Here is a 26,504-nt window from a genome sequence, read left to right on the forward strand (position 1 = left end):
ATGCGTTTGCTTGATTTCACTCTTCCGTTGGTGCTTTGATGGGGGTATATACATAAAAGCCTTTTTTTGAGCGCAGCCGGAAAAGCTCATACAGTACTTGCAGGTCGGCGGTTTTGTAGAACCGTACATTGTCGGCAAGCAACGTTTTTAAGATTTCGTCGGTTACAGGCGGCTCTTTGTATAAAACTTTTAACGAATATGTTTCCTTTATACCTGCTTTGGTCGCAGCATAATTGACGGCATCGGTAAAACCGCCCAATTCATCAGCGAGCTGTAGCTCCTTTGCCTGCGTACCGGAATAGATTTTCCCTTGAGCCAATTCTTCGACCGTCGCACGCGGCAGGTTTCTGCCCTGCGCTACCGTATCTAAAAAGATTGAGTATGTATGCATAACTTCCAATTCCGATTGTGTTTTTTCTGCGTCGGTCGGATTGCGGAAAATTGAGTAGGGCATGCGGCCGGAAACACTTACTCCATCTACATGGATTCCGAAGTATTCTTGTACAGCCTTTTGAATAGATGGTGAAACGGCAAAGACACCGATTGAACCGGTAATGGTATAGGGTGAACAAAAAATATAATCGGCGGAAGACGCAATCCAATATGCACCCGAGGCTGCTATATCGCCCATCGACACAACAACAGGTTTGCCGATTTTTTTTGAGAGCCGTTCCAAACTTCTCCGTATATCCTCAGAGGCGTTCACCTCTCCGCCGCCTGAATCAATCCGCAATACTACTGCTTTAATTGAATCGTCATCAGCTGCTTCGTCGAATAAGTCTACGAGGGTTGGACTGTCCGCATTATCGGATGTATTATCGGAAGTTCCTGTAATGGAGCCGGTTAAATAAATAACGCCGATTTGATTATCCGTTTCTTTCTTTTTAAAAGACTTATTATAGCTATAGTAATTGATATAGTCCCGTGAAGAAAGGTTGTATGTTTCCTCATCCAGTACACCGAGTTCAACACCGCATTCTTCATACGTACCGATATCGGTGATCAGATTTGCATCAAGTGCCGCTTGAGCGCTGTTGCCGTTTACTTTCCGCAGTGCATCATTGTAGTTCACCGTATAGGTTTCAAAGCGGTTCGCATCATCGGCTCTATTTGCGGCTATATCCTGTAAGTACATGTGCCATAAGTCTTTCAGTACGGATAGATTATTGTTACGCACGCCGGCAGACATCTCGGTACGTGAATAAGTTTCCGCCATCGACTTGAAAGCCCCCGCATGAGCAACATTCCATTGAACCCCGAGTTTATGTTCCATTTCGCCGTAGAAAAGCGATTCGGTGTAAAATCCCGATAAGTCCACTTCGCCCATCGGGTCAAGGTAGATATGGTCGGCAAAAGAGGCGATGTAATAGCGTCCTAATCCATAATTTGTTGAAAATGCGTAGAGCGGTTTGTTGGCGTCTTTGTATTCAAGCAGCGCAGTCTTTAATTCGGTAAAATGCCCTGTGGAAATACCGTAGAGTCCGCTAAGGTCGAACAAAACCGCCGTGATACGCCGGTCGTGCGCTGCATGCCGTAACGCATCGGTAATATCCGATAAAAGAATTGCATCGGAGGCTGTGTCCGACAGTAGATAATTCCGCCAGATAAATTCATCGGGTTTTTCGGTAAGGCGTCCGGCAGGATTAATCAATAAAAGAGAATCGGCATAAACTGTAATACGGGTATTCTTTTGCTTTCCGGTGTTGTCATTGTATTTATAAAGACCTGCAATAAATAAAAAGAGCAAAATGAAAAATATAAGATTGATAATAATTAAGCGGATAAGATTCAAGCCGCGAAAGAACGAATAAAAGAAGCCGCGTTTTTTATCTTTCATAGTGAATTCCTCCGATGCAGAGCGCTTTCGCAAAAGCGATTTGTTACAGTCATTACCGGTAGAAAAAATTTGTATGGTGTCATTTTGACTGAGAAGATGTATCGGTGAACGGTTATTCGGCGGTATCTATTATATACGTTCCATATCTAATAGAAGGACTGCCCTGGGGGGGACTTGAACCCCCATGCCCGTGAAAGCACTAGTACCTGAAACTAGCGTGTCTACCAATTCCACCACCGGGGCAAAAAGCGCATTGCAATGAACATATTATAGATAAAAAGAGGCTTTTGTCAATCGTTTTTTTTTGATATACTCATCATAAATATGAGCGTATATCCGTCGGACAAACTATTTAAATTGTTGCGAAGCATTATCATTGTTTTGATTGCGATTATTGTAATCGGGACAGTTATCGCCTTTGTCAAAAAAACAAAAGAGCGAGCTTCAGAACGGCAGAATGAAGAACCGGCAGGAGGAGCTGCCTATATTCCCCCTAAGGAATATGCATTGTATGGCGACCTTGGCCAGCTTCGCGCCGTTACAGCCGATAATCCGCCGATTACGGTTATTCTCAAGCCGTTCCTTGAATATAAGGCTTCGGATACTGCATTTCAGGAAGAATTGGTTGCCAAAAAAGACGCGCTAAAAAAAAGCATACTCGACTGGTTCTCGCTCGAAAGCGCATATCGGCTCAGCAGCGAGTTACCGCAGGATATAAAACAGACGCTTATGGAACGGATAAACAAGCAGCTCGTATTGGGAAAGATACATAATATCTATTTTGAAGAATTTGTTATTCTTTATTAAAGCAAGAACAACCTTTAAAAACTTCGGTGAGTTTTTGAGTGTTTATTTGCGGAGGAAGCAGTAAAAATGGTTGCAGTACAGATTATTATCGCCGTTATTCCGATTGTTGGGATTGTGATGGGCAGCGTTTTGGTCTTCTTTTATTTTTTATGGCGGCATAAGCAGATTATGCTTCAAATTAAGACAAATACCTATATCCGTCCTGCCGTTAATATTCGCCTTTTTTGCTTACTGTTAGGTATTATGCTGACCGTTATCGGCTGTGTATTATTCGGTTTGTTCTATTTTATTGCCGGAGTTGGGTATATTTTACTCGGAGGTCTAATTCCGCTCGCGCTTGGTATTAGCCTTACGCTCTTTTATGTAATTACCCGCTGCAGTTGGGGTAGTGAAGTACGAAAGCCTGTTGCTTTGCCGGAAGGAAAAACGGAGGGATAGGCAATGAATATGACAACCGATTATGCCGCCGTTTATAAAAAAGAAGGGCTTAATCAAACGCTGCGGGATTACGAAGTGTGCAAAGCGGTATTAAACGGCAATACGCAAGCCTTTGCCGTATTAGTGGCGCAATATCAAAAACGGGTCTATATGCTTGGGCTGAGTTTTTTTGACAATACCGATGATTGTGAAGATTTTGTGCAAGACGTGATGTTGAAGGCATACGCTGCACTTGGGACGTTCCGCGCTGAGGCTCCGTTTGCAACATGGCTGATGCGTATCGCCTATAATACTGCCATTAACTCGGCTAAAAAACGACGGAGTTATATGTCGCTTGCTGATGGTACTGAAATTGAGTACCGGGGAGATAATCCCGAAGAAAAGCATTTGAATGAATGTATCATTTTGTCAGTGCGTGAGGCAGTCAACAATTTACCCGATAATTACCGTATTTGTATCGACCTTTATTTTTTTTACGATATGAGCTATACCGACATCGCGGCTGTTACCGAACTGCCGTTGAATACGATAAAATCTCATATCTTCCGTGCAAAGAAACTTTTACGGGAATATTTGAAAGAAGACCGGACGATTTTTGAGTACACCCATCGGGATACGATGTTCCCGTATCCGGTTGTTGTGCACAATTAGCAATTAATGGATGGAGATTCTATGAATTGTGATATTTTTCAAGATCAGTATCTTTTACTTGATAAAAACGAATCGTTGCCGACAGGGCTCAAGATGCATCTTTTATGCTGTACGTCATGTAGGCAAGCCGTTAATCGGATGGCTGCTGGAGAGAATGTTCAGCGGCAGATATTGCGTACACCTATTGCAGCGGATGAGCGGATGTTTGCTGCGACAATGAACGCAATACACTTACTGAATAAACAGACTGTTCCAGCTGTCTCTCGGCAGGAGAAAAATAAGTCGCTGCTTCCGTGGCTCGCTGTTGGTGTCTTTTTGATTACCGGATTTATCTTTTTGCCGTTCAGCGATATCGGAAAAATCGGTTTAAGCCAATTCGGCGATTCTTTCTGCATCTCATTCGCGCTTTTATGCGCGGGCAGTATTATTACCTATTCTGCCGTATTCCTTGCAAAGAACTTGGTATTTTTTACCGAAAAATTTACGCGGCAAGTGTAAGGGGCGGAGTACAAGGTAAGCCGATTTTAAGAATTCGTTTTGCACCTAGCTGATTTTATGAGCTGTATTTATAATCCGCGGCTTTAATACAGAGTCGACCTGTTCTGAAACGGAAGTTTCCGAACAGGTTTGGTGTTTATTCCTGCTGCAAAATCTTCAATATCTTGTCTTTATCGCTTGCAGCAATGTATTCCGTAAATGAATTTCCGTTTAAGTGTAACACAATACTGCAAATCTCCATTAAAAATTCATAGTCGTGAGAAATAACAATAACGATTTTATCTTGTGCTTGCAATTCCCGCATTTTATCGGCTATAAGGCGCATATTCTTTCCGTCTAAGCCGCTCGTCGGTTCGTCGAAAATATACGCGTCTCTTTTTAATAATGAGGCGGCGGCGATTGCCAGCCGTTGTTTTTGTCCGCCGGAGAGGATTTGCGGATGTGCATCCGCAGCGGTGTCCAAGCAATAGTCTTTTAGGATTTCAGCAGTGTCGGCGGCGGGAGCGTTTAATCGCAGTTCTTCTGCAGCGGAAACTTCAAAAAGATTACTGTCAAGATTATTTGACAAATAGTATATCGTTCTCCTCCGTGTACGGCAGTTGAGTTTTATGTCATTGCAGCTGTCTTTTCCGCACGAAGAAATACTGCCGTGTTTTTCACGCAGCAGTCCGCTCAGTACTTTTGCGAAGGTGCTTTTACCGGCGCCGTTACCGCCGATGATGCCGTATATCGTGCCGCTTATAAAACAATAGCTTAAATTTTCCAGTAACGATTGTCTGTTGTATGAAAAAGAGATGTTATCGATTGTTAGGCACCGTGTTCCGGATATTGTTTTTCCGTGCGGTTCAATACGGTCAAGGGAATATAAGCGTAAACCCTGCTGCCGAAAAAATTCAACCGGTGAATGTTCAAATATTTCCTTTGTATAGCAGCGGATAATTTTTCCGTCTTCTATGTAATAATACCGATCGATGATATCTTTGAGATAGTAGATTCGATGTTCGGAAACGATAAGCGTTTTTCCTTTCTTTTTTAACAAAGCCATTAATCGTTTTAGCGCTTCCACACTTGCCATATCGAGATTTGCAGAAGGTTCATCAAATACATAGACCGGCGGATCAAGTGCATTGATTGATGCAATCGCGACTTTCTGTCTTTCGCCGCTTGAAAGCTGAAACAGATTTCTTGTTCGTAAGGTTTCGCCGTTAATCATACGTAGAGAGTCGGTAATACGCTTGACAATTTCGGTACGTTCGATACCGTAATTTTCCAAGCCGAATGCAATTTCATCTTCTACAACTTCTGCAAAAAACTGACTTTTGGGATTTTGAAAAATAGAACCGATCATCCGCCCTATTTCATATAATTCCTTTTTGATCGGGTCGATGCCGTTAAGCGATATACTGCCTTCCATTTTGTCTGAAAAAAATGTATAGGCGAGCCCATTGAGGATTCGTGTTATCGTTGTTTTTCCGCATCCGCTCAATCCGATTAAAGCGACAGCTTCTCCATCTTGTATCTCCATCGTTATATCATCAAGATTTTCTTTTGACGATTGCGGATATGAATAGTAGATATGATCTAATGTAATCATTTTTAATGCAGTTCCCAATAATATAATCCCGCGGATATAACAAGAGCGATCAGTGTGATAGCCCAATCGACGGTGGTAAATACGATAGCCCGCTTAGAGGTGTGTACTCCGGCAGCGGATATTCCTCGTACTTCCGCAGCAGCAGCTAATTCTTCCGCTGTTTTAGAAGCGGAAAACATCATTGGGATAAAGACATATTCCATTGTTTGCAGTGGTTTTGTTAAGGTAAATAATCCGCGCAATTTTAAAGACTCGATAATCTCTTTAAATTCATTTCCGATAATCGGAAAAAAACGCATCATAAAAATAAAAGACAACGCAATATTTCTATTGATTTTTAATTTGTTTATAACAGCGGTCAATTCTCCCGGCGGTGTTTTAATGATTGGAATAACCGATATAAGCACAGCGATCATTCGAGTGATAATAAATAAAAACATTTCAGGCAGCATTGTGCCTAATCCGTTACCCTTTGAAATAAGCTGTATTGTTTCGACAATGAGTAAAACAAAAACGCAGCGGAATATACTGCGATAGTGTTTTTGAAAAACGCCATACGCTGCCACTAAACCGATTAAACAGAAAAATACGGTATTCTTGGAAATAACCGATACCAAAAATACCGTACAAAAGAATACCGCTAATTTAGTACGGAAATCCATACCTAATTTAACAACCCTGTTTTTATAAAATGTTTTTTAAGCATTTTATTGCCGATATAGCAACCGAGCATTGCAGCAATAACGGTAAGGATTAATGAGATTGCAACCCATTTAGGATCGGTATAGTATTGTGTCTGTATATCGATTTGTTCCTTCGAAACACCGGTCTTTACAAAAGCATTATAGAAAAACCAAATTTCGCTCATACCGTGTGTGGCTCGTGTAAGTGAAGTAATAATCCACGCTATGGTAATTCGCTTGCAGTTCCGGTAGCTGTCTTTACCCCACATGGAAAGTTCGCCGATAATTCCGCCGACAAAAAACCAAGGAAACATAAACGGTCCCATAAAGACGGTTGTTAAAACGGCATGCAGCGTATTATAAATAAGAACTACGCCCGGCTTATTGACCTTCATTGCCATGTACACAAAAAACGGTGCGAGGATAAACGCTGCAAACACGGCATTCAACACCATATTAAAAAATAAGGACGCGCCGGTGATCATCGAGAATGCAATAAACACAACGATCATTATTGCCGAAAAAATACCGATCGTCGCCAAATCCTTTACGGATAACCTATTTGACATAATAATACCTCCAGGTAGGAAGATATTACCATCGGTTTACATTATTGTTCTTTCCGAATCGGACAAGTTGTACCCGATAAGTCGGATGGTTTTATTCGTGCTTGATTATTTTTTTATATTCGCTCGGCCGCAGGTTATAGGTCTGCTTAAAGGCTTCCGAAAATTTTGCATGGCTTGAGTAGCCGATTTCCAAAGCAATTTCCGTAATGTTTGCGGAGGAGTTTTTAAGAAGATCGATTGCTTTTTGAAGCCGCGCTTTTTTGACCGCTTCGTGAATGGTTGTTCCATAAACCGATTTATAGCAGGTTTTCATTGTTGTCGTTTTAATATGAAAGATGGCGGAAAGCTGCGCATAACTGTAGTTTTTATTTGAGTTTTTTATGACAAACTGATGGAGGCGTTTGATAATTTCCCGATTGTTTTTTTGCGCGTATTCACGGTCGATAAAATCGATGCCGCTTTTTAATATGCTTAAATACAAAAACAATTCCTGTATTTTTACTTTTAGATACGGAACGGCAATTTCTTCCGGCACGTGATACATTTCGTGAAATATATGATCAAGTTCGGGCGTTGCTCGTTTCAAAAAGAGGGTTCCGTTCTTACACAGGTGTTCTAAAATGATTCCGTAATCGATACAAAAATACTGCTGCAAGGTGCGGGCTTCTTCTCCTAATTCCGCCGGAATAATGTAAATGCTGATACCGTGATAGTGCCGTATCGGAAACCGAGAATGCTGCGAACAATTTTCTAAAGGATTGATTGCAAAGTCACCGGCATTCATGCTGACCTGTGTTCCGTCTTTTAATATCGATTCAAATGCGCCTTCTCTGCAATGGTTCAGTTCGTATTGCTTGATATTGTTATTGAGCAGATCCGCAGCGGAAGGTGGACATAATGTATCGGTATGGATGTCGTTAAACATAACATTCACACCGGGGAAAATACGATACGATGTAACGTAGCACATTCCGTTCCGTGTTTTGACGGTATGCACTGTTCCGTGCTGTAATTTTTTTACGGTTTTTATATCTCTGCCGTAGAGGTGGTTTAGGTAGTCCATAGAATTACCCTATCACGCTTTTGATGAAGGGAAGTACTGCGGTAAGTGAAAAGATAAAGATTGCACTGTAGGCTGCCAGCGAGAGTACTAATGCGGCTGTTTCGGCATATTTTTGCGTTTTGCCGATTCGCTTAAACAAACGCTGCCGTCCTGTCCATGCGAGGTATGCTGCGACAGTAATCGGAATTGCCATGCCTATCGACATACCGATAACCGCGATGATGCCGATACCTGCCGCATCCAACGTAGAAACCAGTACCAGTACAAGTAAGGCAGCGGGGCAGGGATATATGCCGCTGAGTAAAAAAGCACCCCATTGTATGTTTCCGGCGCTGCTGTACTGCGGGCGGTGGTTTTTATACCGTGCGGAACCGTAGCTGCCGGTATTATACGCCGGTTTGCTGCTTTGCCCGGGTGCGAGTGAGCGGCGGCTGAAACGAAAGCGGGGAAAACGATTGGGAAATATACCGGACAACAAATGGAGGATGGAAGCTACGGAAAGCAGCATCAGCAGAATAAAGGAAAAACCTTCAAGGTAAATTGCTGCAGAGTCGGTATGTGCGGATAATGCGCCGCTCACATTGCGGAAGATCAACAGCAATAGGATGCTCATTATGCCGTGTAGTCCCGCTAAGATAAGGCTGGTGACGGCAGGTTCCCACGCAGGGGCTTGGCGTGTCAGATAAAATGAAAACACGAGTGTTTTCCGGTGTCCCGGTCCCAGTGCGTGTACAATCCCATAAAAAAAAGCAAGTGCGATAATTGTCCAGAATGCCTGTGCAGAATTTGTCTGTGTCCACTCATAGATGGAGTCGCCGAGTTTTGTATGCAGCTGAGCTTGCCGGTTCACAATAAAATCAGCCGTTTTTTCCGTGCGGATGGGTGCAGGCGTATCTTTTTTGCCGGTAAAGGGGTTTGCCCAGAGCCCGACGGTCATAATACAGAATACAAACAGGATAATTCCGCGCCGTATCGTTTCTACTCCTATGTGTTTCCTTTTCAAATAATATAAAACGTATTTATATTGATTTTTCAGCATTACTCCGTATCGCATTATGTGGTGTTCCTTAGTAGGTAATATGAATTTCTCTAGGATAATATGTTTGTAATCCCGGCTTCCACGAATTGTATGTCATTGTCATATCGGCGGTATCAAAAGGGTCGTAATATACCGGATATTTTTTATTTTCGACAATCGTGTATGTCGGCATCGTTTTGCCGGAAGCTCCGGTAAAAACCACCGGCGTCTTTTCATCATATCGGAAATCACAGAAAAAGGTGTAATCGTATACAGCAAAGTAGAAATTGCCGTTGTATTTTGACAAATCAACATAAAATCGATACGAAGCGATACCGTTTTTTTGACGTACCGAAAAATCGCTCACCTGTGCAGGGCTCTCCCGCTTATCACCTTGCCGGATAAAGGTAAAATACGAATAGTTTTTAGTGTTGATAAAGGCATTGTCATAGACATCCTTTGTTTCAGCTCTATCAAAAAGACCGTCTCGGTTCAGATCATATCCTTGAATAATATCCGCGCTGAAAAAACGATCAAATGTCCATGTCTCATACGCGCCTTGAATTTTTCCGTTGTTCAATACGAACTCGGTTTGAGTGGAAACGAAAAGATGCGGATGGGCTACCAGTTGAACATGGGCGATAAAGAGCAGGGTAGTCAATAAAATCGAAATGCATACTATTTTTTTGTATCTATACCGTATCATTCCTTATACCTCAGGTGATTTTGTTGGAATATCGAGCAGATATAAAAAAAGAGTCCTTACTGAGGACTCTTTTTAACAAGAATAAAAAACGGGTGCTTAGACTTTCTTAACAACATAGTTGCTCTTTAAGCAGCGGGAACACAGTTTCAGGGTTAACGTTCTTCCATCAATTTCCGTTTTTACGTCGATAAGGTTGGGGCGCCATACGCGGCGTTGGTGATTCATTGATTTACTAACCGTATTACCGCTCATCGGCCCTTTTCCACAAATATCGCATCTGCGTGCCATAGTTCACCTTCCTTAGCTTTATCTATCAGCATTCAAAATAAAACGCAGGATAGTATACTGTAAAAGGAATATTATGTAAAGAGGTCGCATTGCCTCACGTTAAATCTAACCGAAAAAGAAGCGGTGCATCACGTAAAAATCTAACCCAAAATAGAAGCCCAAAGGAAGGGCACAATGGGGTTAGACATGAAAACGAAAAAGAAATTGAGCGAAGAAACGGCCAAACGGTATTGTACGGCAGCAAAGAAACAAAAGACGAAAATCCTCGATGAGTTCATCGCAACAACCGGTTACAATCGAAAGTATGCCATTCACGTTCTGAAAAACAGTGCATACGTAAAACTCACGCACTTTAACAATGTCGCAAGACAGAGCGTACAGGTTATTACAAAGACACGTAAAAAGCGGAACTATGAAAAATACTACGGTCAAGACGTACAACAAGAAGTCATCCGGCTATGGATTTTTTCGATGTATCTGTGTGCAAAACGGCTCGTGCCGTTCATTCGGGATAATATCGATTACTTTGCTCAAAAGTTCAGCTATGATGAAAAACTGAAAGCAAAACTCGCCCGCATATCAAGCGCGACAGTCGGCAGGATTCTTAAACCGGAAATCCCAAAACATTCCATCCGCGGTATTTCAACAACACGACCTGTAAAGAATCTTAATAAGCTCATCCCCATCCGTACCTTTTTCGATTGGGATGAACGGAAGCCGGGTTTTTTTGAGGTTGACACCGTTGCCAACTGCGGCATAAGTACCCAAGGACAGTATATTTGCACGCTTACCCTTACTGATGTCCATTCAGGCTGGACGGAAAATAGAGCCCTTTTAAACAAAGCTCATCGTTGGGTAAAAGAAGCAATAGAAGATGTGAAAGAGAAGCTCCCGTTTCAGATGAAAGGTATTGATAGCGACAACGGAAGTGAGTTCAAAAATACACAGCTGTTGCAATGGTGTAAAAGTAATGAGATTATCTTCACTCGGAGCCGATCGTATAAAAAGAATGATAATTGTTTTGTTGAACAGAAAAATGATAGTGTCGTAAGGCACATTGTCGGTTACTATCGCTTTGAGGGAGAAGCTGCGCGAGCGGTTATGGCTGACCTTTATCAGCAGTATAATAAGCTCGTCAATTTCTTTTTTCCTTCGATGAAAATTATTTCAAAAAAACGGATAGACGCAAAGGTCATAAAAAAATATGATACGGCAAAGACTCCGTATTACAGGCTGATGGAAAGCTCTGATGTAAGCGAGGCGGTAAAAGCTGAGCTGTGCCGCAGGAAGAACAACTTGGATTTACAACAGCTGCTTGAAACAACGCAAAGCTTGCAAAGTAAACTTATCTCTATGGCTCAACCTTGGACATAGAGTGCTACGGTTAAATTTTTACTTGAGTAACCGCAATCCTTTCGGTTAGATTTTTACGTGAGTAAATACGGAGGTGAATGAATATCAACAGGGGAAACGCATCAGGCCGTTTTTTTAACACCCCCGCGGAAAAATTGAGACTATTCGACCGGAACTGCCAAGGATGGCAGTGGTTCCATACAGCAGCGATGTTTTGCGCAACGCAAAACTCGCCTTCAACTGATGTACATGGATGTACAACAGTTGAAGATGGTTCAAATGGTCTCACAGTCTCAATTTTTCCGCGATTTTTATCTATTTTGCCTGATGCGTTTCCCCCTTTGCTGGAAAAATGTGCGAAATTTTATTTCCTTAAAATGCAACAGTTGAACAAAATATGAATTTTGGAAACTGTTGCATTCGTGCGCGAAAAGCGCACACATCAATACGCAAGTTTTCGAAAGAAAACTTGACGGTTAAGGTGAGCGGTGTCATTGTAGACGCTCACCTTATACCTATGAAATTTCGCACAGAAGGAAGGCAACCGCTGCAAATACTTTATAATGCGGTTGCCCTGTAAATATCAATTTTGAAACTGCGGGGCAAACGCTGCGACAAACTTCGGTATTAATTGTTCGGCAATTCCTTCTATATAAAGCCCTGCGGCCTGCTTATGCCCGCCGCCGCCGAAAGAGGATGCGATAATACTGACATCGATAGTATCGAGAGAGCGAAAACCGACACTACAATGCGTTTCGGTATCCTGTCGGACAATACAAATTGCCTTTACCCCCGCGATGCTCTGAATAAGCTGATATGCCATATCGGAATCCCTGTTCTCGATGCCGATTTCTTGTTTGTCTTGGTACGTTTCATACGAAACGATGAGTCTCCCGTCATAATACGGCTTCATGCGGGCTAATACACGCGAGATAAGTATCCGTGAACCGAAAGATTTACCGCCGTTAATCGCTGCAAAGGTGTATTTCGGGTTTGCCCCCGCCTGCACCAACCGTGCAGTATGAGCGAACACTTCGCCGCTCCGTTCATCCAAGTGGCGGAAAAAACCGGTGTCGGTACAAAGCCCGAAAAACAGCATCTCCGCTTCATCCCGTGTTACGGAGCCGGTCATCTTTTCGATGATTGTTTGGATAATAAATGTTGTTGAAGGAGCTTCTGCATATACAAGCGAGCCTGCTTCATTTGTCGTATTAGTAGCATGGTGATCAATGCAGATTGAAGGAAAGTTTTTTAATTGTTCGGCAATGTCGCCCGTCCGATCTATTCCCGAACAGTCAACAATGATGACGCCTGTGTTTTCAGGGTGTGTGATGAGCGCTTCCGGTACCTGCGCAGAAAAAAGCGATTCATATATCCGTATTTCAGACCGTTGGAACGGCCCTGCAGAAAGCAGCTGCGTTTTTTTTCCGAGTCGTTGTAAGAAAAGAGACATCGCAATACTGCTTCCGATACAGTCTCCATCAGGCTCTTTATGACCGGCTATGAGGAACATCGGATATGAATGCAAAAAATCGATTAATTTCTGCGGAACGGCAGGTGTAATAATATTAGCCATGAATAACCTAGTTTAAAATAGAAAATAGGCATATAACTCCAAGCTATAGTTTTAAGCCGATGGAGAGTTCTAAAAATCAATCGAATTTTTAGAACTCTATATACATGGGCACCTCTAAAAACTCGGTTAGATTTGCTTCGCATCCTTTGGAATAGAGGCGCCCGTCGAGTTTTAATTTAAGTCTTTATAACATAATGACTTAAATTAAAACATCGGAAGTTACATCTAAAGAAAACTTCTAAAACCTGAAGTTTTTAGAAGTTTCCGCCTATTTTTGATACGGATTAGAACTCAAGTGCGAGCGAATCTACTCCGTCAAATTTATCATTATATTGTTGGGGATACGGCAGGAGACCCCATATTGAAGTATTTAAATCTTGTCGCGGGGCAGAAATTCTCACATATTCACATTTTCCGTCGCGGATAAAGAAAGACAGATACGGATTAATACGGGTATTGATAAATGAAATATCCGCCTTGTTTTCTTTCGGACTGAACCATGTGAACGGGATAAACGCCTCTCCGGTCTCTAATCCTGCCCGTCGATAGATAACATAGTATCCCTTTGGATGGGAGAATATTTTCAAAAGCTGAGTGTTGACATAATATACATCAGCTTCTTTTGATTCGGCTGCCAGCGGAAATACGCTCACTGCTCCAAACAGTAAAACACAGAAAACAAAATAACGGCATATCTTTTTCATAAAATTCCTCCAGAATATAGTAGTGAAATTATAACAATGGATATAAAAAATTGCAAGCATACGATTGCCCAACGATTGCCTCTAGAATATCCGCACTGTAGGGCATCTCTAAAACATCAGTTAGATTTTTATAGGCTCCCTGTACACATTGCGCCTTTTGTGATGTTATTATCGGTATGAATGAAACCCCTTTCTATGAATCCATAGGACGTAATACTCGCTTTACCTTTTCACGTTCCGGCGGAAAAGGCGGGCAGAAAGAAATAGATAATCGTATCATGACAGTCGGAACAAAGACAGCTGGAACAAAATTTGAAAAGAAACACAAACGAGATTTCGGGCGGGAGAAAATTACAATCCTGTATGAAGATGAGGACATTGCGGTGATTTATAAGCCGGACGGAATGCTCTCCGTTCCTTATCAGGGAAGTAGGGTACAGACTGCTCTTGGGGTTCTTGAGCAGATAATGCGCAAAAAAGGAACATATTCTCAAGTTCATAGACCATTTGCGGTTCACCGTCTTGATCGAGAAACATCGGGAGTGATGATGTTTGCAATGACGGAAAAAGCTCAAAAAAAGATCATGGATAATTGGCAGCGTCTTGTAACGGGACGTATTTACCGTGCCGTTGCGGAAAACCCTGCACAGGGAAATGCTGCGCGTGGAAATTTCAGCACAATGAAAAACAGCGGTACGATTAACGATGAAATTGCATACAATGCACACAATAGAGGTTTTGTTCCGCATGATAAAGCCCGCTTTAAAACGGTAAGCGCCGTAACTCATTACAAAATAATTGAGCGTGGAACACACCATACGCTTTTTGAATTAAGCCTTGAAACGGGAAGAAAGAATCAGATTAGGGCACATTTGGCCTCGAAAGGCTATATTCTTGCAGGGGATGAAAATTACCGAGCGAAAACCAATCCTTTCGGGCGGCTTGCTCTCCATGCACGGACGCTTGAATTTAATCATCCGTTTACGGGAGAACAGTTGAAATTTGAAATCCCTGAACCGAAAGAATGGCTTATGTGCGTCAAGAACGGAGATAGACGCAGTGCAGTTAAACATCCAAGATAAACCGCACTGGAAATACTTCGAATGCTTACCTTCCTTTTGAAAATATACGGACATCTGCGTTGTCGCTTAACAAAAAACAGTCCTCGACGTATCAAAGATACGCCCAAGGACGGGCGTGGTTCCAAAGCAGAAGCAAGTTTGCTCCTGCAAACTTGTAGCCCAAAAATGGACACGGATGTCCGTTTTTGGGCGTGTCTCCGTTTTATTTCGGCTAGGCTCCTAGCATCTGCTCCATCTCTTTTCAAAAGGCTAGCGAAAAGTCCATCACCCCTGCCCCTATTATTCTGCGGGGCAGTAAAAAATAACCTGATGCGGTTGCCTTGTCACTGGGAGAGGTTTTCGGGTATAGTGCTTTCCGTTTTTGAGGCCTTATGTTTACAAAAGATTTTGATTTTGACCTTCCTAAAGAATTAATTGCGCAATATCCGTCAGCCGAACGCGGAAATGACCGGCTGCTTGTGTTACATAGACGGACGGGGGCATTAACCGATGCGATGTTCTCCGACTTACCTGATTTTTTACCGCCTGATTGTTTAATGGTGTTCAACAATACCAAGGTGCGCCATGCCCGTTTGTATGCCCATACCGCGAGCGGCGAGGCTGAATTTTTGCTGATTGAACCGCTCGATGAAGGCTTTGTGTGGAAAACCATCGTAAAGCGTGCCAAGCGGCAGCGGGAGGGGAAGGAGTACACCTTTAACGACGGCACCCGTGCCGTGCTGATTCCACCCCCTTCCTCCAATGCAGCGGAACCTGATTGCAAATATGTACGCTTTGACCGCTGCATTGATGACCGTTGGCTGGAAGCCAACGGTCATATCCCGCTGCCTCCGTACATCAAGCGCGGCGACACGAATGAAGATGCCGCGCGGTACCAGACGGTATACGCACAGAACACCGGTTCGGTTGCAGCGCCTACCGCCGGTCTCCACTTTACGGAGCCGATTTTACAGGAACTGGATAAGCGGCATATTGCACGAACCGCCGTAACGCTGCATGTCGGTCTCGGTACATTTTTACCGGTGCGGACTGAGGTTGTCGAAGAACACACGATGCATTCCGAAAAGTTCTTTATTTCCAACGAGACGGCGGAGACCGTAGAAAACGCTCACCGGAGCGGTAAAACCATTCTCGCTGTAGGAACAACTTCGGTGCGGACGCTCGAATCCGCATGGAAATCCGATACGCAGCAGTTGAGCTGCGGAATGCAGGCAACGAATATATTTATCTATCCCGGTTTTCAGTTCGGGCTTACCGGAGCGCTGCTCACCAACTTTCACACGCCGCAGTCGAGCCTCGTTATGCTGGTATCCGCATTTGCCGGCCGCGACAACATCTTTGCTGCTTATCGCCATGCAATAGAAAAAAAATATCGCTTTTTTTCTTACGGCGATGCCATGCTCATTCTCTAAGAACTATGGGAATCGACTAGGGTAACCGCATTAGCAATATTTTAAGCGGTTGCCTGCCTTCCGTGCGAAATTTAAAAAAATTTCGCACATTTTTTCCGGTAGAGACAACTGCATCAGGCAGAGTAGATAAAAACTTATGCTGCGGGCATATCCTCAAAAGAGCCTGATGCGTTTGTTATTTGCTCATTCTGAATTTATGCAAAATCATGCATATTTCTCGAATATTTTTTATTTTTATTGACTTTTTGGAATATTTATGCACTATTACTTCATAGGTGATATAAGTGAAACAGCGGCTGACAAGATTAAAAACAATCAGAAAACTGATAAAATCATATCCGATTGAATCTCAAGAAATGCTGCTCGGCTATTTGGATCGTGAAGGCTTTTCCGTTACTCAGGCAACCTTGTCGCGTGACTTAAAAATGCTCAAGGTGAGTAAGGTCTCCAACGGAAAGGGTGATTATGTTTATACGGTGCCGAGCGAGGATCGTCCTCATGAAACGGAGCAAGCGGGTATTCAAGATTTTTTACGTGGGTATATTTCTATAGATTATTCGGGTAATATGGCAGTTATCAAAACGTATTCAGGACATACCGAGCTTATTTCGATGGCGCTTGAAAATATGGGGTTTGAATCCATTCTCGGTATTATTGCAGGTCGTGATAATTGTGTGTTTATTTGTTTGAGGGAAGGAGTAAGCGGCGAGCAGTTTTTGCGTGAGCTGAAAGACCGGATTCCCGAGCTGGAAGACTGATAGCAGTTTTTAAGAATTCAGTTGGTTTTTAGGGGCTGCTTGATACTGCTTTAAGATATGATGCTGAAATGCCGATACCATAGAAGTATGAAAAGCGTTTGTTTTAGAATACCTTCCTATCTGATAGGAAGTATTCTCGTATGTATAAGTATAGCGGCTGCTTTTGGAGCCGATGCGTCCACACCGAATTCAACGGCAGTAAAAAAAGATGTCGAGAGCAAAGAACCTGTTATTACGGTAGAGACAGTAGCCGATGAAAACCCGAAAACCGTGCGTCTTTATCCTTTTGATCAAATACCGGATTCCGCTGAAATTAGAGAAGCGATTGCTGCCTCATGGTTTTCTGCGCCGATTGACAAAGTCATCAAAAAGACGCCCGAATTGCATACGGATTCAAAAGGAAATATGTTTACGGTATCGGGAAAGTATGCGGAAGACAGTAAGGACGTCTACATTATTTCTATTATTCCCAATCTTACCGATTATAGTTTGCCGGAACATAATCTCGTACCGCAAGGTACATGGATGCTGTACCGAAAGGCTGATACCGGTGCCCCCTTGCTGATCAAGATATATCCGCGTGAAAATCCTGCCCTTTCAGTGTCTCTTCGACCTGCAAGTCAAAAAGCTTATAGCGGTAAGTCGTTTATCGATATATGTCTTTTTAATGCTTATGTGCGGAAAGACATCGCTATAGGTGTTCCTTTTGAAACGCTCTATCATATTTCGCTTTTACGATTGAAAGCATTGAGCCAGTCAATCATTCCATGGGATTTGTTTAATCCGCCGCGTGATAACAGCTCCGTTAAAACGATGTCGCGTATAGTCGAAAATCTCCGGTATCGGTTGGTACGGGTGAAAGACGGTTGCTTTGACCATAACGGAAAACCTGTGCATATTAGTAACTCGCAGCCGCAAACCGAATTGGAGATAACAGCTGCAATGAATATCGATCAAATCCGTTCTGAAATAATTGGCGGTGTTGATTCGGCGGGGTTTGCAAAGTGGGTTATCGATGGGATTATCCGTCCTATTGCAGGGCAGGGGACAGTTGTTGAATCGTTAAAACGCGAGACTGATGCGCCTAAAACTCATTTTACAAGGCCATATCTGGATACCGAAAATATCTTTTTCGGATTAGATTGGATACGAAATCTTGGCGCCGCCGCTTTAAGCTTAAATTTAAATCGTACCGTTTATCCCGACTCTTCCGGTTTGGATGTAAACAGCTGTCCTTTTGCGCTTACCGACGCAGCGATTCCGATGGGTTTAAGTGCAAAAACCGGAGCGGTAAAACAACCTGCGTTTTTGGGGTACCAACGATATGCAGGGTACCAAACATCGTATCTTTTACCGCTTTTATATTATTTTACCATCGTCGAACCTGATCATTTTTATCTTGCATGCATTAGCACCGTGTCTTCGGCTACGGAGCTGAGAATGTATGACCGTGTAGCTGTGTTTTTCCCTTATTTTGATAGTTTGGGAGAATTTCACCTTGATATATATGAAGACGGTGAGCTGATACCGGTTGATGAATTTATCGAAAAGAACAAAGATTCTTATACGGCAATGGTGCGGGTACGTGCTCCGGAGAAAGGTTTGTTTAATCCGTAAAATCACTGCCGAATTATATCTATATACATCGGTAGAGAGATGCACGGATGTACACTTTTGATGATGTGACGCTTCTTTTTCGGTTAGATTTAACGTGAGGCAATGCGAGACCTTGCATTTCTCAATATTTGCCCCTATACTTATGATTATGCTGAATAAGTGTATACTATTACCGCAGTATAAAAACTCTCTCTCCAAAGTGCAGCCGCTATTTTCAGTAGCGGCATATTTTCAAAAGGTAGTTGACATATTTTCAGTAGCGGCATATTTTCAAAAGGTAGTTGACACCTCTGAAAAACGGGCAGCTTTTACATTCAGACAACAACATCATTATTTTTTCTCATTTTTTGCAGACGGCACAAGCAGTGCTAGTGTTTTTACTTTTACACACAGACGGTACTTTGCTGCCTTGGGCATATTTTGTGCGTTAGGTATGCAAAAACGTCTTCATAATAAACACATTATCAACATAGCATTTTATCGTCGAAGCCGTCCGGCAGTATGGTTTGATAGCGGGTAGCTTGTAAAAACAGTATGCTCTACGGTTTATTGCAAGAGTAGAGAAAATAAATAGAGAGGAAATATATCGTATAAACTTACCGTCGAAGAATAGCTGTAAGAATGTGCGTTCTTAGGCGTGGATAAGGATATACGGCTTTTAGGTGGAGTTCTTAGGGGTAAAACCCCTAAGCGGATATTTTGAAGAAAGGAGAGGTTGTAGGGGAGGAAAGGAACTTTTATCCGAAAAAAGTGCCGTTTCTCCCCTGATAGAGGAGAAATTCGTATGAAAATAAATGTAAATAAAAAGAGCGGTGTGCTTTTAGGTTTAGCAGTGGTACTGATGCTTGCGGCGTTAGTAATTGGCTGTAAAACGAATGTCAGCACACCGGAAACATTTGCGGTAACGTTTAGCGCCGAGGAACACGGTACGCTTAAAGCGAAGGCGGACGGCGTAACGGAAACGAATAAAAGCCCGATAAGCGTCGAAAAAGACAAAACAGTTGTGTTTACTGCGGTGCCTGAAAAGGGTTATGAAGTAGAAAAGTGGACGGTCAACGGTACTGCTGTGGCAAATAATGTAAGTACAACGTATAGCCATAAAGTAACGGCTGCCGTAACGGTAAAGGTAAGCTTTAAGGCTTTGCCGCCTTCTGCCGTCGCTGTAACGGGTGTAACGTTGGATAAGCCTACGGTAAGTCTTGTAGCAGGAACTAGTACAACACTGACTGCAACGGTTTTGCCTGCAAATGCAACAAACAAAACAGTAGCGTGGAGTTCCGATAAGCCTGCGATAGCGAGCGTTGATAAGAACGGTACAGTAACGGCACATAAAGCCGGTGAAGCAATTATCATCGTAACAACCGAAGACGGCGGTAAAACAGCGAGCTGTAAGGTAAACGTAACAGCCAAGCCTCCGACAACATACAAGATAACCTTCAGCGTAGAAGGTGGGAACGGCACGCTCAAAGCAAAGGCGGAAGGCATAGCGGAAACAACGATCAGTCCCATAAACGTTGAGCACGACAAAACCGTAACCTTTACGGCAACGGCTGATTCGGGCTACAGGGTAAAGGGCTGGACGCGTGATGGAGAAGCCGTAAACGGCACAAACGATTCCTATTCGTTTACCGTTACAAAGGGCATCGAGGTTAAGGTGAGCTTTGAAAGCAACAGCACACCGCCGACACCGCCTGCCGGCGATTTTGTAACGATAACCCCGCCTGCAGCGGGGATTACCGGTATGGATCCGACATATTCTTTGCCGGGAACGGAAGATTATTGGAAAGGGGTATTCCGTGCAGGGCGGAAGGTAAAATTGAGCCCTTATAAGCTTGGCAAAACGGAAGTGCCGTATAAGCTGTGGAAAGAAGTATACGACTGGGCGGTAAAAGCTGAAAACGGGTATAGGTTTGCTAATGAAGGGCAAAAAGGTAGCAGCGGAAGCGGGAGCGAAGAAGAGCCGGTAACGACGGTAAGTTGGCGGGACTGCGTTGTATGGTGCAATGCGTATACCCAGAAAGAAAAAGGTGCAGACGAATGCGTTTACCGAAAAAGCGATGATCATACTACGGTATTAAAAGACGCGACTGATACAGCTGCTTGCGATGCCGCCTATGCCGATATGAGTAAAAAAGGTTTTAGACTTCCTACAGAAGCCGAATGGGAATATGCAGCTCGGTGGCAAAACGATAGCACAAATGCTGAACAATACGGAGAAGTATGGCTTATCAAACTAAACAGTGCAAGCGGAGCGAAAGGCAACTGGGAAGATGCGGAGAAAACGGGAGAAGTTGCATGGTATAGCGGTAATGCAGATAGTAAAGCGCATCCAGTTGGAACAAAGAAAGCGAATGCACTTGGCTTACACGATATGAGCGGGAACGTCTGGGAATGGTGTTTTGACCGGTATGGTAATATCGAAGCTGAAGATGTTATGGACCCGCAAGGTGCACCTGCTGCTTCCGGTTCTGGCCGCGTCTTACGCGGAGGTTGTTGGCGCAATGACGCGGAGGGCTGTGTCGTCGGTTTTCGGATCAGCTTCAACCCCGACATCAGCTACGACGATCTTGGCTTTCGTGTGGCTATGTCCAAGAATTGACGTCCTTGTCAATTCTTGGACGCGAGTTTCGGTAGGCTCTGCCTGCCGAAACGTCGCTGCTGCGTGGAACCACCGCCGTCCGTGGCGGTACTGATGAAAAATGTACGTCCTTGTACATTTTTCATCGGCGAGTTTCGGCTTTGCCAAAACATCACTACTGCATGGAACCAGCGGCATCCGTGTCGCTTCTGAAATGCCTTTTGGAAATAGATGGTGTAGATACAAGGAGTTAGGCCAAAAACTACCGCAGGCGTATTTTAATACGTTGAGGATACTTTTTTGCCGTACGACGCAGTAGATGCGCTATATATTTTCAAAAGAGAGGAGGTAAGAAATATCTTAGTGGCCGAATATGATTACGATACCGATATTGCAGTACAGCGAGCAGAAGCAGGCAGAATAGCTTTTGCGGAGGGCAGAGAGCAAGGAATATCGCAAGGTTCCCGCCAGGCAAAGCTCGAAACTGCAAAGTTATTAAAACAGCTTGGCGATTCTGTACAAAAGATAATGCAGGTTACCGGATTAAGCAAAGCGGATGTAGAAGGAGCCTGAAAGCGAAGCTTTCCATATTTTATAGAACGCTATATTACACTTGAGAAATATAAGATACCTCAGTTTTTTGCCCACTATGCAAAAGCGTGGTTAAAGGTAAAAGGTTGTTTTTTACCTGCGTGTTTGCAGGGCAAATACGCTACTGACTAAAACCACCGCCATCCGTGATAGAGATGATACGTTGATGATTTTCAGCAGTGGCACGGATGCCACTACTGGTTTAAACAGTAGCGATATTTCGGCAAAGCCGAAATTCGCCATTAAAAGTGTACAGGGATGTACACTTTTAATGATGCAACGAAGTAGATGCGCCGTATATTTTCAAAAGAAGAGTACGCCCTGCACATTACACCTGTACTTGCGCACGTCGCAATCAGCCGGTGTAGGAAGTTTTACAATAGGATTTTGTAATTAAAAAATTCAAATTTTTTCGATTTTCTTTAGCCATTTTACTCCGAAAGTCGCATAAGGACTGTAGGAGGTGTGAATGACGAGGAAACCTTTTGAAGAACTAACTATTTCCGATGATTTTATGTTCTGTAAAGTCATGGAACATGAACCTATTTGTAAAGAATTTCTTGAGATGCTTTTTAGCGTCAAGATCAAGAAAATCACATATCTATCGTCCCAAAATAGTATTACGACTAATTCCGGTGCAAAAACCGTCCGCCTTGATGTATTGGTAAAAGACGATGCCGGTATCTCCTACGATGTTGAAATGCAAGTTGCTAACCAATATAACCTCCCAAAACGGATGAGATACTATCAGGCGGTGCTGGATGTTGCATTCTTGGATAAAGGCTATTCCTATAAGGCGCTCAACAACAGCGTTATCATTTTTGTCTGTCTGTTTGATCCGATAGGGAATGATAGAGCGGTCTACACATTTGAAAATATCTGTATAGAGGATAAGACGATCCCCTTACACGATGGAACAAAAAAGATTATACTGAACGCCAAGGCGTTTAAAGAGACAGACAATCAAGAGTTACGAGGCTTTTTGCAGTATGTAACAACAGGCAAGGCAACTACGGCATACACAGGGAGAATAGAGCAGATGATACAGACAGTAAAACAGAACGAACAGCTGAGGCAAGAGTACCACATATTACCGGCAGCTCTCATGGATGCGATGGATGAAGGACTTGAGCGAGGTAAATCACTCGGTTTCCGCCAAGCAAAGCTCGAAACGGCAAAGAATCTCTTACACTTCGGGTTGTCCGTTGAAAATATCGCGCAAGTGACAGGGCTTTCCAAAGCAGAGGTCGAAGCGCTTAAAAAATAAACTGTAAAGACTGTATATACTTGATCGATATTGACTTACGGGGGTGGGGGCAAAAATGTCGCTACTGAAACGGAGTTGTGCAAAAAGCTTAACAGTTCAGTTTTTTATCGGCAAAACTGCAAGTGGTGTTCCATTTCTGGGCTTTTTGTTAAAGCCGAAAGGGATATACTTTTCACAAAAGAAGAAGAAACGCCTCAAAAAGCGTATTAAGGAATACCGGTAGATAAAAGCGCAGAATCATTGGGGCTGTGAGACCATTTGAACCATCTTCCACTGTTGTGCATCCGTGCACCTCTCTACCGAATGTACGTCCATATACATCGGTAGAGGACAAGTTTTGTTCCAAAACTTGTTTCTGACCTATCCCACGCCCATCCTTGGCAGTTCTGGTTGAACAGCCTCAATGATTTGCGAGGTTACTAAAAAACGGCCTGATGCGTTTACCCTGTAAAATTTTCCTTGAGTCCTTGACACTTTCTTATTCTTCTGGTATTCTCAAGCGTCTTTATGCTTCTGTAGCTCAGTCGGCAGAGCACAACCATGGTAAGGTTGGGGTCAGCGGTTCGATTCCGCTCGGAAGCTTTTTTGTTTTTATAGGAGGTTTGTGATGGCTAAGAAAACATCTGTTGAGCTTATCGCATTACAATGTACTGAATGTAAGCGGAAGAACTACACAACCGCAAAAAATCGGAAAAATATTCAAGGTAAACTTGAATTAAGTAAATACTGTCCGTTTGATCGTAAGCATACCGTACATAAAGAAACAAAAGTTAAATAAGTATTTGAAGTCCGACCGATTCTAATGGCCTGCGACTTTTGAATAGAGGTCAGTAGCTCTAATGGTAGAGCGTCGGTCTCCAAAACCGAATGTTGAGGGTTCGAGTCCTTCCTGGCCTGTTTCATAAATAAGGGGTAGATATGACAAAAATAATTACTTTTGGAAAAGAATGTGTTGCTGAGCTGCGTAAGGTGGTTTGGCCGACTCGTGATGACGTTGTTTCTGCTGTAAAGGTTGTTATTGTTTCTACCATTCTTGTTGCTGTTTTCCTTGGTATTATTGATGCTTTCTTTGTTGCGTGCCTTGGCTGGTTCTTTTAAGGGACGGTTATGGCGAAAGAATGGTATATTCTGCATATCTTTTCAGGCTATGAGAAGAGGGTAGAGCGCGCGATACGTCTGTTAATGGAAAACGGTGAGATTCCTGCGGGGGTTATCTCTGAAATCAAAATTCCTGAAGAAGAATTGACTGAGGTGAAAGACGGTAAAAAACGGGTTGTCCGTCGAAAGTTTTTGCCCGGTTATATTCTTATTGAAATGGACTTGCCTGCTGTAAACTGGAAAGGGGTATGTACTCCGATTAGAAGAATACATGGCGTTACCGGATTTTTGGGCGTTGTTGGGGATGCTCGGCCTCAGGCTATTTCAGCTGATGAGGCGAAAAGTGTTTTGCAGAAGTCAGGGGAGATTAAGGGTGAAAGGGCTCGGTCTGCACAGATGTTTACTCCCGGTCAACAGGTTAAAATTATAGAGGGGCCTTTTGATACCTTTGCCGGCACTGTAGAAGAAGTTATGGCAGACCGCAATAAACTGCGGGTGATGGTTGCTATATTCGGTAGAACTACCCCCGTTGAAGTTGATATGCTTCAAGTTGAGTTAATCTAAAAAAATGAAATATCGGCTTTTAGAGCTGCCGATGTGCCTTTTTTGGTTTTTTATTTTATGGGAGGGAATGTTTTCCCGTTAGTACCAGAAGGAGATAGTTATGGCAAAGAAAAAGGTTGCTGCGGTTATTAAATTGCAGTGTCCTGCCGGAAAGGCAACGCCTGCTCCGCCTGTAGGTCCTGCGCTTGGGCCGCATGGTGTAAGCGCACCTCAGTTTGTGCAGCAATTTAACGACCGCACAAAATCGATGGAGCCGGGCTTGGTTGTTCCTGTTGTTATTACGGTCTATTCGGATAAAAGCTTTACTTTTATCTTGAAAACTCCGCCTGCTGCGGTTTTAATCAGAAAGGCGTGTAATATCCAGAAGGGTTCTGCAAATTCGATAACCCAGAAGGTTGCAACTTTGTCAAAAGCAAAGCTTGAGGAAATTGCTAAGGTGAAGATGCCTGATATTACTGCAAATGATTTGGAAGCTGCAAAGAAGATTATTGCGGGAACTGCACGGAGTATGGGTGTGGAGGTAGAGCGCTAATGAAACACGGAAAAAATTACCGCAATGCGTTAAAAAAATACGATAATGCTGCTCTTTTCTCTGTTCCTAAAGCTGTGGAATTGGTGAAAGAGTTGAAATTTGCGAAATTCGATGAAACGGTTGAGGTTCATGTTAGCCTGAAGCTGGGTAAAAATCAGAGTGTTCGCGATACCGTTGTGTTACCGCATCAATTCAGAGGCGAAAAACGTGTATTGGTGTTCTGTAAAGAAGACCGCGTAAAAGAAGCTTTGGATGCCGGAGCTACGTATGCCGGCGCTGCCGATTATATCGAAAAAATTAAGGGTGGTTGGCTTGATTTTGATATCGCTGTTGCTACCCCTGATATGATGAAAGATGTCGGGCGGCTTGGTATGGTGCTTGGTCGGAAAGGTTTGATGCCTAACCCCAAAACAGGAACGGTTACTGCTGATATTGGCGCTGCTATCAATGAGCTTAAAAAAGGTCGTGTTGAATTCCGTGCCGATAAAACCGGCGTTGTTCATCTTGCAATCGGTAAAGTTTCGATGGATACGGATAAAATAGCCGAAAACATTACGATCCTTTTGACTGAAATTGGACGAAAAAAGCCTGCCGATGCGAAGGCTGATTTTATCCAATCGGTTTCTGTCAGCTCTACGATGGGGCCGGGTGTCTGGGTAGATTATAAGGTAGGAGAATAGGATGGCACTGCGAGCACATAAACCGCAGCCTGCAAAAACGGCTGCTATCGAAAATATTACGAATGAGTTAAAAGCTGCTTCGTCTTTTATTTTTACAGAATACCGCGGGTTGTCTGTCGAGCAGATTACACAGCTGCGCGCAAAGCTCCGCGAAAATAATTGTACCTACAAAGTCGTACGCAATAATTTTGCACGCATCGCTTTTGACTCCGTGAATTTGGATGTTAAAGACTATTTAGTCGGTCCTACTGCAGTTGCGATGATGAGCGAAGATGCAAATGCTGCTGCAAAAACGTTGTTTGAATTTGCAAAAGAAACTCCTGCGTTGGTTGTAAAAGGCGCAGTAGTTGACGGGGAATTCTATGATGCTGCAAAAATCGAAGCATTCTCTAAATTGCCCGGCAAGAAAGAACTTATTGCAATGTTTATGTCTACGGTCAATGCAACGACTGCGAAGTTTGTGCGTACTCTTCAAGCTATTGTTGATAAAGAAGGTGGCGCTTCCGACGCTGCACCTGCATCGACTGAAGCATAATTGGG

At 43.2% G+C, this 26,504-nt stretch carries 28 protein-coding genes and 3 tRNA genes; 20 read left to right on the plus strand and 11 right to left on the minus strand.

From position 1 onward, the window contains the following. Window positions 1–16 precede the first annotated feature (16 nt). Window positions 17–1,837: a signal peptide peptidase SppA gene (gene sppA / locus DWB79_RS06415; protein ID WP_016523221.1), complete on the minus strand. Its 1,821-nt coding sequence runs from the start codon at window positions 1,835–1,837 to the stop codon at window positions 17–19. A gap of 159 nt (window positions 1,838–1,996) precedes the next feature. Then, window positions 1,997–2,080 (minus strand) — tRNA-Leu (locus tag DWB79_RS06420). Between the two features lie 81 nt (window positions 2,081–2,161). Between DWB79_RS06420 and DWB79_RS06425 the strand changes: the two genes are divergently transcribed. The 4 genes from DWB79_RS06425 (at window position 2,162) to DWB79_RS06440 (ending at window position 4,231) form a co-directional block, all read left to right on the plus strand. Continuing rightward, window positions 2,162–2,644 (plus strand): flagellar basal body-associated FliL family protein, encoded by a 483-nt coding sequence (locus tag DWB79_RS06425; protein WP_016523222.1) that lies wholly within the window; start codon window positions 2,162–2,164, stop codon window positions 2,642–2,644. A gap of 66 nt (window positions 2,645–2,710) precedes the next feature. Beyond that, a complete protein-coding gene (locus DWB79_RS06430; RefSeq protein WP_016523223.1) occupies window positions 2,711–3,082 on the plus strand; it encodes a hypothetical protein in 372 nt (123 codons plus the stop codon). Window positions 3,083–3,085: 3 nt separating this feature from the next. Beyond that, entirely contained in the window at window positions 3,086–3,733 is a 648-nt protein-coding gene (locus DWB79_RS06435; protein ID WP_016523224.1) for an RNA polymerase sigma factor, read from the plus strand. A 21-nt stretch (window positions 3,734–3,754) separates the two neighbouring features. Continuing rightward, window positions 3,755–4,231 carry a hypothetical protein gene (locus DWB79_RS06440; protein WP_016523225.1) on the plus strand — a complete coding sequence of 159 codons (477 nt, stop codon included), beginning with the start codon at window positions 3,755–3,757 and terminating at the stop codon, window positions 4,229–4,231. 136 nt (window positions 4,232–4,367) lie between these two features. Here the strand turns inward: DWB79_RS06440 and DWB79_RS06445 are convergent, their stop codons facing one another. The 7 genes from DWB79_RS06445 to rpmB all read right to left on the minus strand — a co-directional run bounded on the left by DWB79_RS06445 (window position 4,368) and on the right by rpmB (window position 10,152). Further along, entirely contained in the window at window positions 4,368–5,825 is a 1,458-nt protein-coding gene (locus DWB79_RS06445; RefSeq protein WP_016523226.1) for an ABC transporter ATP-binding protein, read from the minus strand. A 2-nt stretch (window positions 5,826–5,827) separates the two neighbouring features. Next, window positions 5,828–6,487: an energy-coupling factor transporter transmembrane component T family protein gene (locus tag DWB79_RS06450; RefSeq protein ID WP_016523227.1), complete on the minus strand. Its 660-nt coding sequence runs from the start codon at window positions 6,485–6,487 to the stop codon at window positions 5,828–5,830. A gap of 2 nt (window positions 6,488–6,489) precedes the next feature. Beyond that, window positions 6,490–7,077, minus strand: a complete 588-nt coding sequence (locus DWB79_RS06455; RefSeq protein WP_016518357.1) for an MptD family putative ECF transporter S component — start codon at window positions 7,075–7,077, stop codon at window positions 6,490–6,492. Window positions 7,078–7,168: 91 nt separating this feature from the next. Further along, window positions 7,169–8,140, minus strand: a complete 972-nt coding sequence (locus tag DWB79_RS06460) for a helix-turn-helix domain-containing protein (RefSeq protein ID WP_016523228.1) — start codon at window positions 8,138–8,140, stop codon at window positions 7,169–7,171. Between the two features lie 4 nt (window positions 8,141–8,144). Further along, window positions 8,145–9,143 carry a nickel/cobalt transporter gene (locus tag DWB79_RS06465; protein ID WP_245541301.1) on the minus strand — a complete coding sequence of 333 codons (999 nt, stop codon included), beginning with the start codon at window positions 9,141–9,143 and terminating at the stop codon, window positions 8,145–8,147. 64 nt (window positions 9,144–9,207) lie between these two features. After that, entirely contained in the window at window positions 9,208–9,864 is a 657-nt protein-coding gene (locus tag DWB79_RS06470; protein WP_016523230.1) for a DUF1007 family protein, read from the minus strand. Window positions 9,865–9,960: 96 nt separating this feature from the next. Further along, window positions 9,961–10,152: a 50S ribosomal protein L28 gene (rpmB, locus tag DWB79_RS06475; protein ID WP_006189625.1), complete on the minus strand. Its 192-nt coding sequence runs from the start codon at window positions 10,150–10,152 to the stop codon at window positions 9,961–9,963. Between the two features lie 174 nt (window positions 10,153–10,326). On the opposite strand from rpmB, the gene DWB79_RS06480 reads away from it, so the two are divergent. Then, window positions 10,327–11,526, plus strand: coding sequence for an integrase catalytic domain-containing protein (locus DWB79_RS06480; RefSeq protein WP_016523231.1), 1,200 nt, complete (start codon window positions 10,327–10,329; stop codon window positions 11,524–11,526). A 562-nt stretch (window positions 11,527–12,088) separates the two neighbouring features. Here the strand turns inward: DWB79_RS06480 and DWB79_RS06485 are convergent. Together DWB79_RS06485 and DWB79_RS06490 are read right to left on the minus strand one after the other, a co-directional pair. Next, the gene (locus DWB79_RS06485) at window positions 12,089–13,081 is read right to left on the minus strand and encodes a DHH family phosphoesterase (RefSeq protein WP_016523232.1); all 993 of its coding nucleotides are present in this window, start codon (window positions 13,079–13,081) and stop codon (window positions 12,089–12,091) included. 284 nt (window positions 13,082–13,365) lie between these two features. Beyond that, a complete protein-coding gene (locus DWB79_RS06490) occupies window positions 13,366–13,785 on the minus strand; it encodes a hypothetical protein (RefSeq protein WP_016523233.1) in 420 nt (139 codons plus the stop codon). Between the two features lie 176 nt (window positions 13,786–13,961). Here DWB79_RS06490 and DWB79_RS06495 point away from each other — a divergent pair, with 176 nt between their 5' ends. The 15 genes from DWB79_RS06495 (at window position 13,962) to rplJ (ending at window position 26,499) form a co-directional block, all read left to right on the plus strand. Next, window positions 13,962–14,867 carry an RluA family pseudouridine synthase gene (locus DWB79_RS06495; RefSeq protein ID WP_016523234.1) on the plus strand — a complete coding sequence of 302 codons (906 nt, stop codon included), beginning with the start codon at window positions 13,962–13,964 and terminating at the stop codon, window positions 14,865–14,867. A gap of 371 nt (window positions 14,868–15,238) precedes the next feature. Further along, window positions 15,239–16,279, plus strand: a complete 1,041-nt coding sequence (gene queA / locus DWB79_RS06500) for a tRNA preQ1(34) S-adenosylmethionine ribosyltransferase-isomerase QueA (protein WP_016523235.1) — start codon at window positions 15,239–15,241, stop codon at window positions 16,277–16,279. Window positions 16,280–16,563: 284 nt separating this feature from the next. Beyond that, window positions 16,564–17,037, plus strand: coding sequence for an arginine repressor (locus DWB79_RS06505; protein WP_016523236.1), 474 nt, complete (start codon window positions 16,564–16,566; stop codon window positions 17,035–17,037). Between the two features lie 87 nt (window positions 17,038–17,124). Further along, window positions 17,125–18,654: a hypothetical protein gene (locus DWB79_RS06510; protein ID WP_016523237.1), complete on the plus strand. Its 1,530-nt coding sequence runs from the start codon at window positions 17,125–17,127 to the stop codon at window positions 18,652–18,654. A 784-nt stretch (window positions 18,655–19,438) separates the two neighbouring features. After that, window positions 19,439–21,253, plus strand: a complete 1,815-nt coding sequence (locus DWB79_RS06515) for an SUMF1/EgtB/PvdO family nonheme iron enzyme (protein WP_016523238.1) — start codon at window positions 19,439–19,441, stop codon at window positions 21,251–21,253. 342 nt (window positions 21,254–21,595) lie between these two features. Continuing rightward, the gene (locus tag DWB79_RS06520; RefSeq protein WP_245541302.1) at window positions 21,596–21,805 is read left to right on the plus strand and encodes a hypothetical protein; all 210 of its coding nucleotides are present in this window, start codon (window positions 21,596–21,598) and stop codon (window positions 21,803–21,805) included. Between the two features lie 487 nt (window positions 21,806–22,292). After that, complete coding sequence (locus DWB79_RS06525) at window positions 22,293–23,090, plus strand: Rpn family recombination-promoting nuclease/putative transposase (protein ID WP_016523241.1); 798 nt, start codon at window positions 22,293–22,295, stop codon at window positions 23,088–23,090. Between the two features lie 509 nt (window positions 23,091–23,599). Further along, window positions 23,600–23,672: transfer RNA gene (locus DWB79_RS06530), tRNA-Thr, on the plus strand. A 25-nt stretch (window positions 23,673–23,697) separates the two neighbouring features. Next, window positions 23,698–23,868: a 50S ribosomal protein L33 gene (rpmG, locus tag DWB79_RS06535; RefSeq protein WP_016523242.1), complete on the plus strand. Its 171-nt coding sequence runs from the start codon at window positions 23,698–23,700 to the stop codon at window positions 23,866–23,868. Window positions 23,869–23,914: 46 nt separating this feature from the next. Beyond that, window positions 23,915–23,987: transfer RNA gene (locus DWB79_RS06540), tRNA-Trp, on the plus strand. Window positions 23,988–24,008: 21 nt separating this feature from the next. Further along, entirely contained in the window at window positions 24,009–24,188 is a 180-nt protein-coding gene (gene secE / locus DWB79_RS06545; protein WP_016523243.1) for a preprotein translocase subunit SecE, read from the plus strand. A 9-nt stretch (window positions 24,189–24,197) separates the two neighbouring features. Further along, window positions 24,198–24,752: a transcription termination/antitermination protein NusG gene (gene nusG / locus DWB79_RS06550; protein ID WP_016523244.1), complete on the plus strand. Its 555-nt coding sequence runs from the start codon at window positions 24,198–24,200 to the stop codon at window positions 24,750–24,752. 100 nt (window positions 24,753–24,852) lie between these two features. Beyond that, complete coding sequence (rplK, locus tag DWB79_RS06555; protein ID WP_016523245.1) at window positions 24,853–25,284, plus strand: 50S ribosomal protein L11; 432 nt, start codon at window positions 24,853–24,855, stop codon at window positions 25,282–25,284. Further along, on the plus strand, window positions 25,284–25,964 hold the full coding sequence (gene rplA, locus DWB79_RS06560) for a 50S ribosomal protein L1 (protein ID WP_016523246.1): 681 nt from the start codon (window positions 25,284–25,286) through the stop codon (window positions 25,962–25,964). The genes rplK and rplA overlap by 1 nt, the downstream gene beginning before the upstream one ends. A gap of 1 nt (window position 25,965) precedes the next feature. After that, entirely contained in the window at window positions 25,966–26,499 is a 534-nt protein-coding gene (gene rplJ, locus DWB79_RS06565) for a 50S ribosomal protein L10 (protein WP_016523247.1), read from the plus strand. Window positions 26,500–26,504 lie beyond the last annotated feature (5 nt).

The sequence above is a fragment of the Treponema medium genome (assembly GCF_017161265.1).
GTDB classification, from domain to species: Bacteria; Spirochaetota; Spirochaetia; order Treponematales; family Treponemataceae; genus Treponema; species Treponema medium.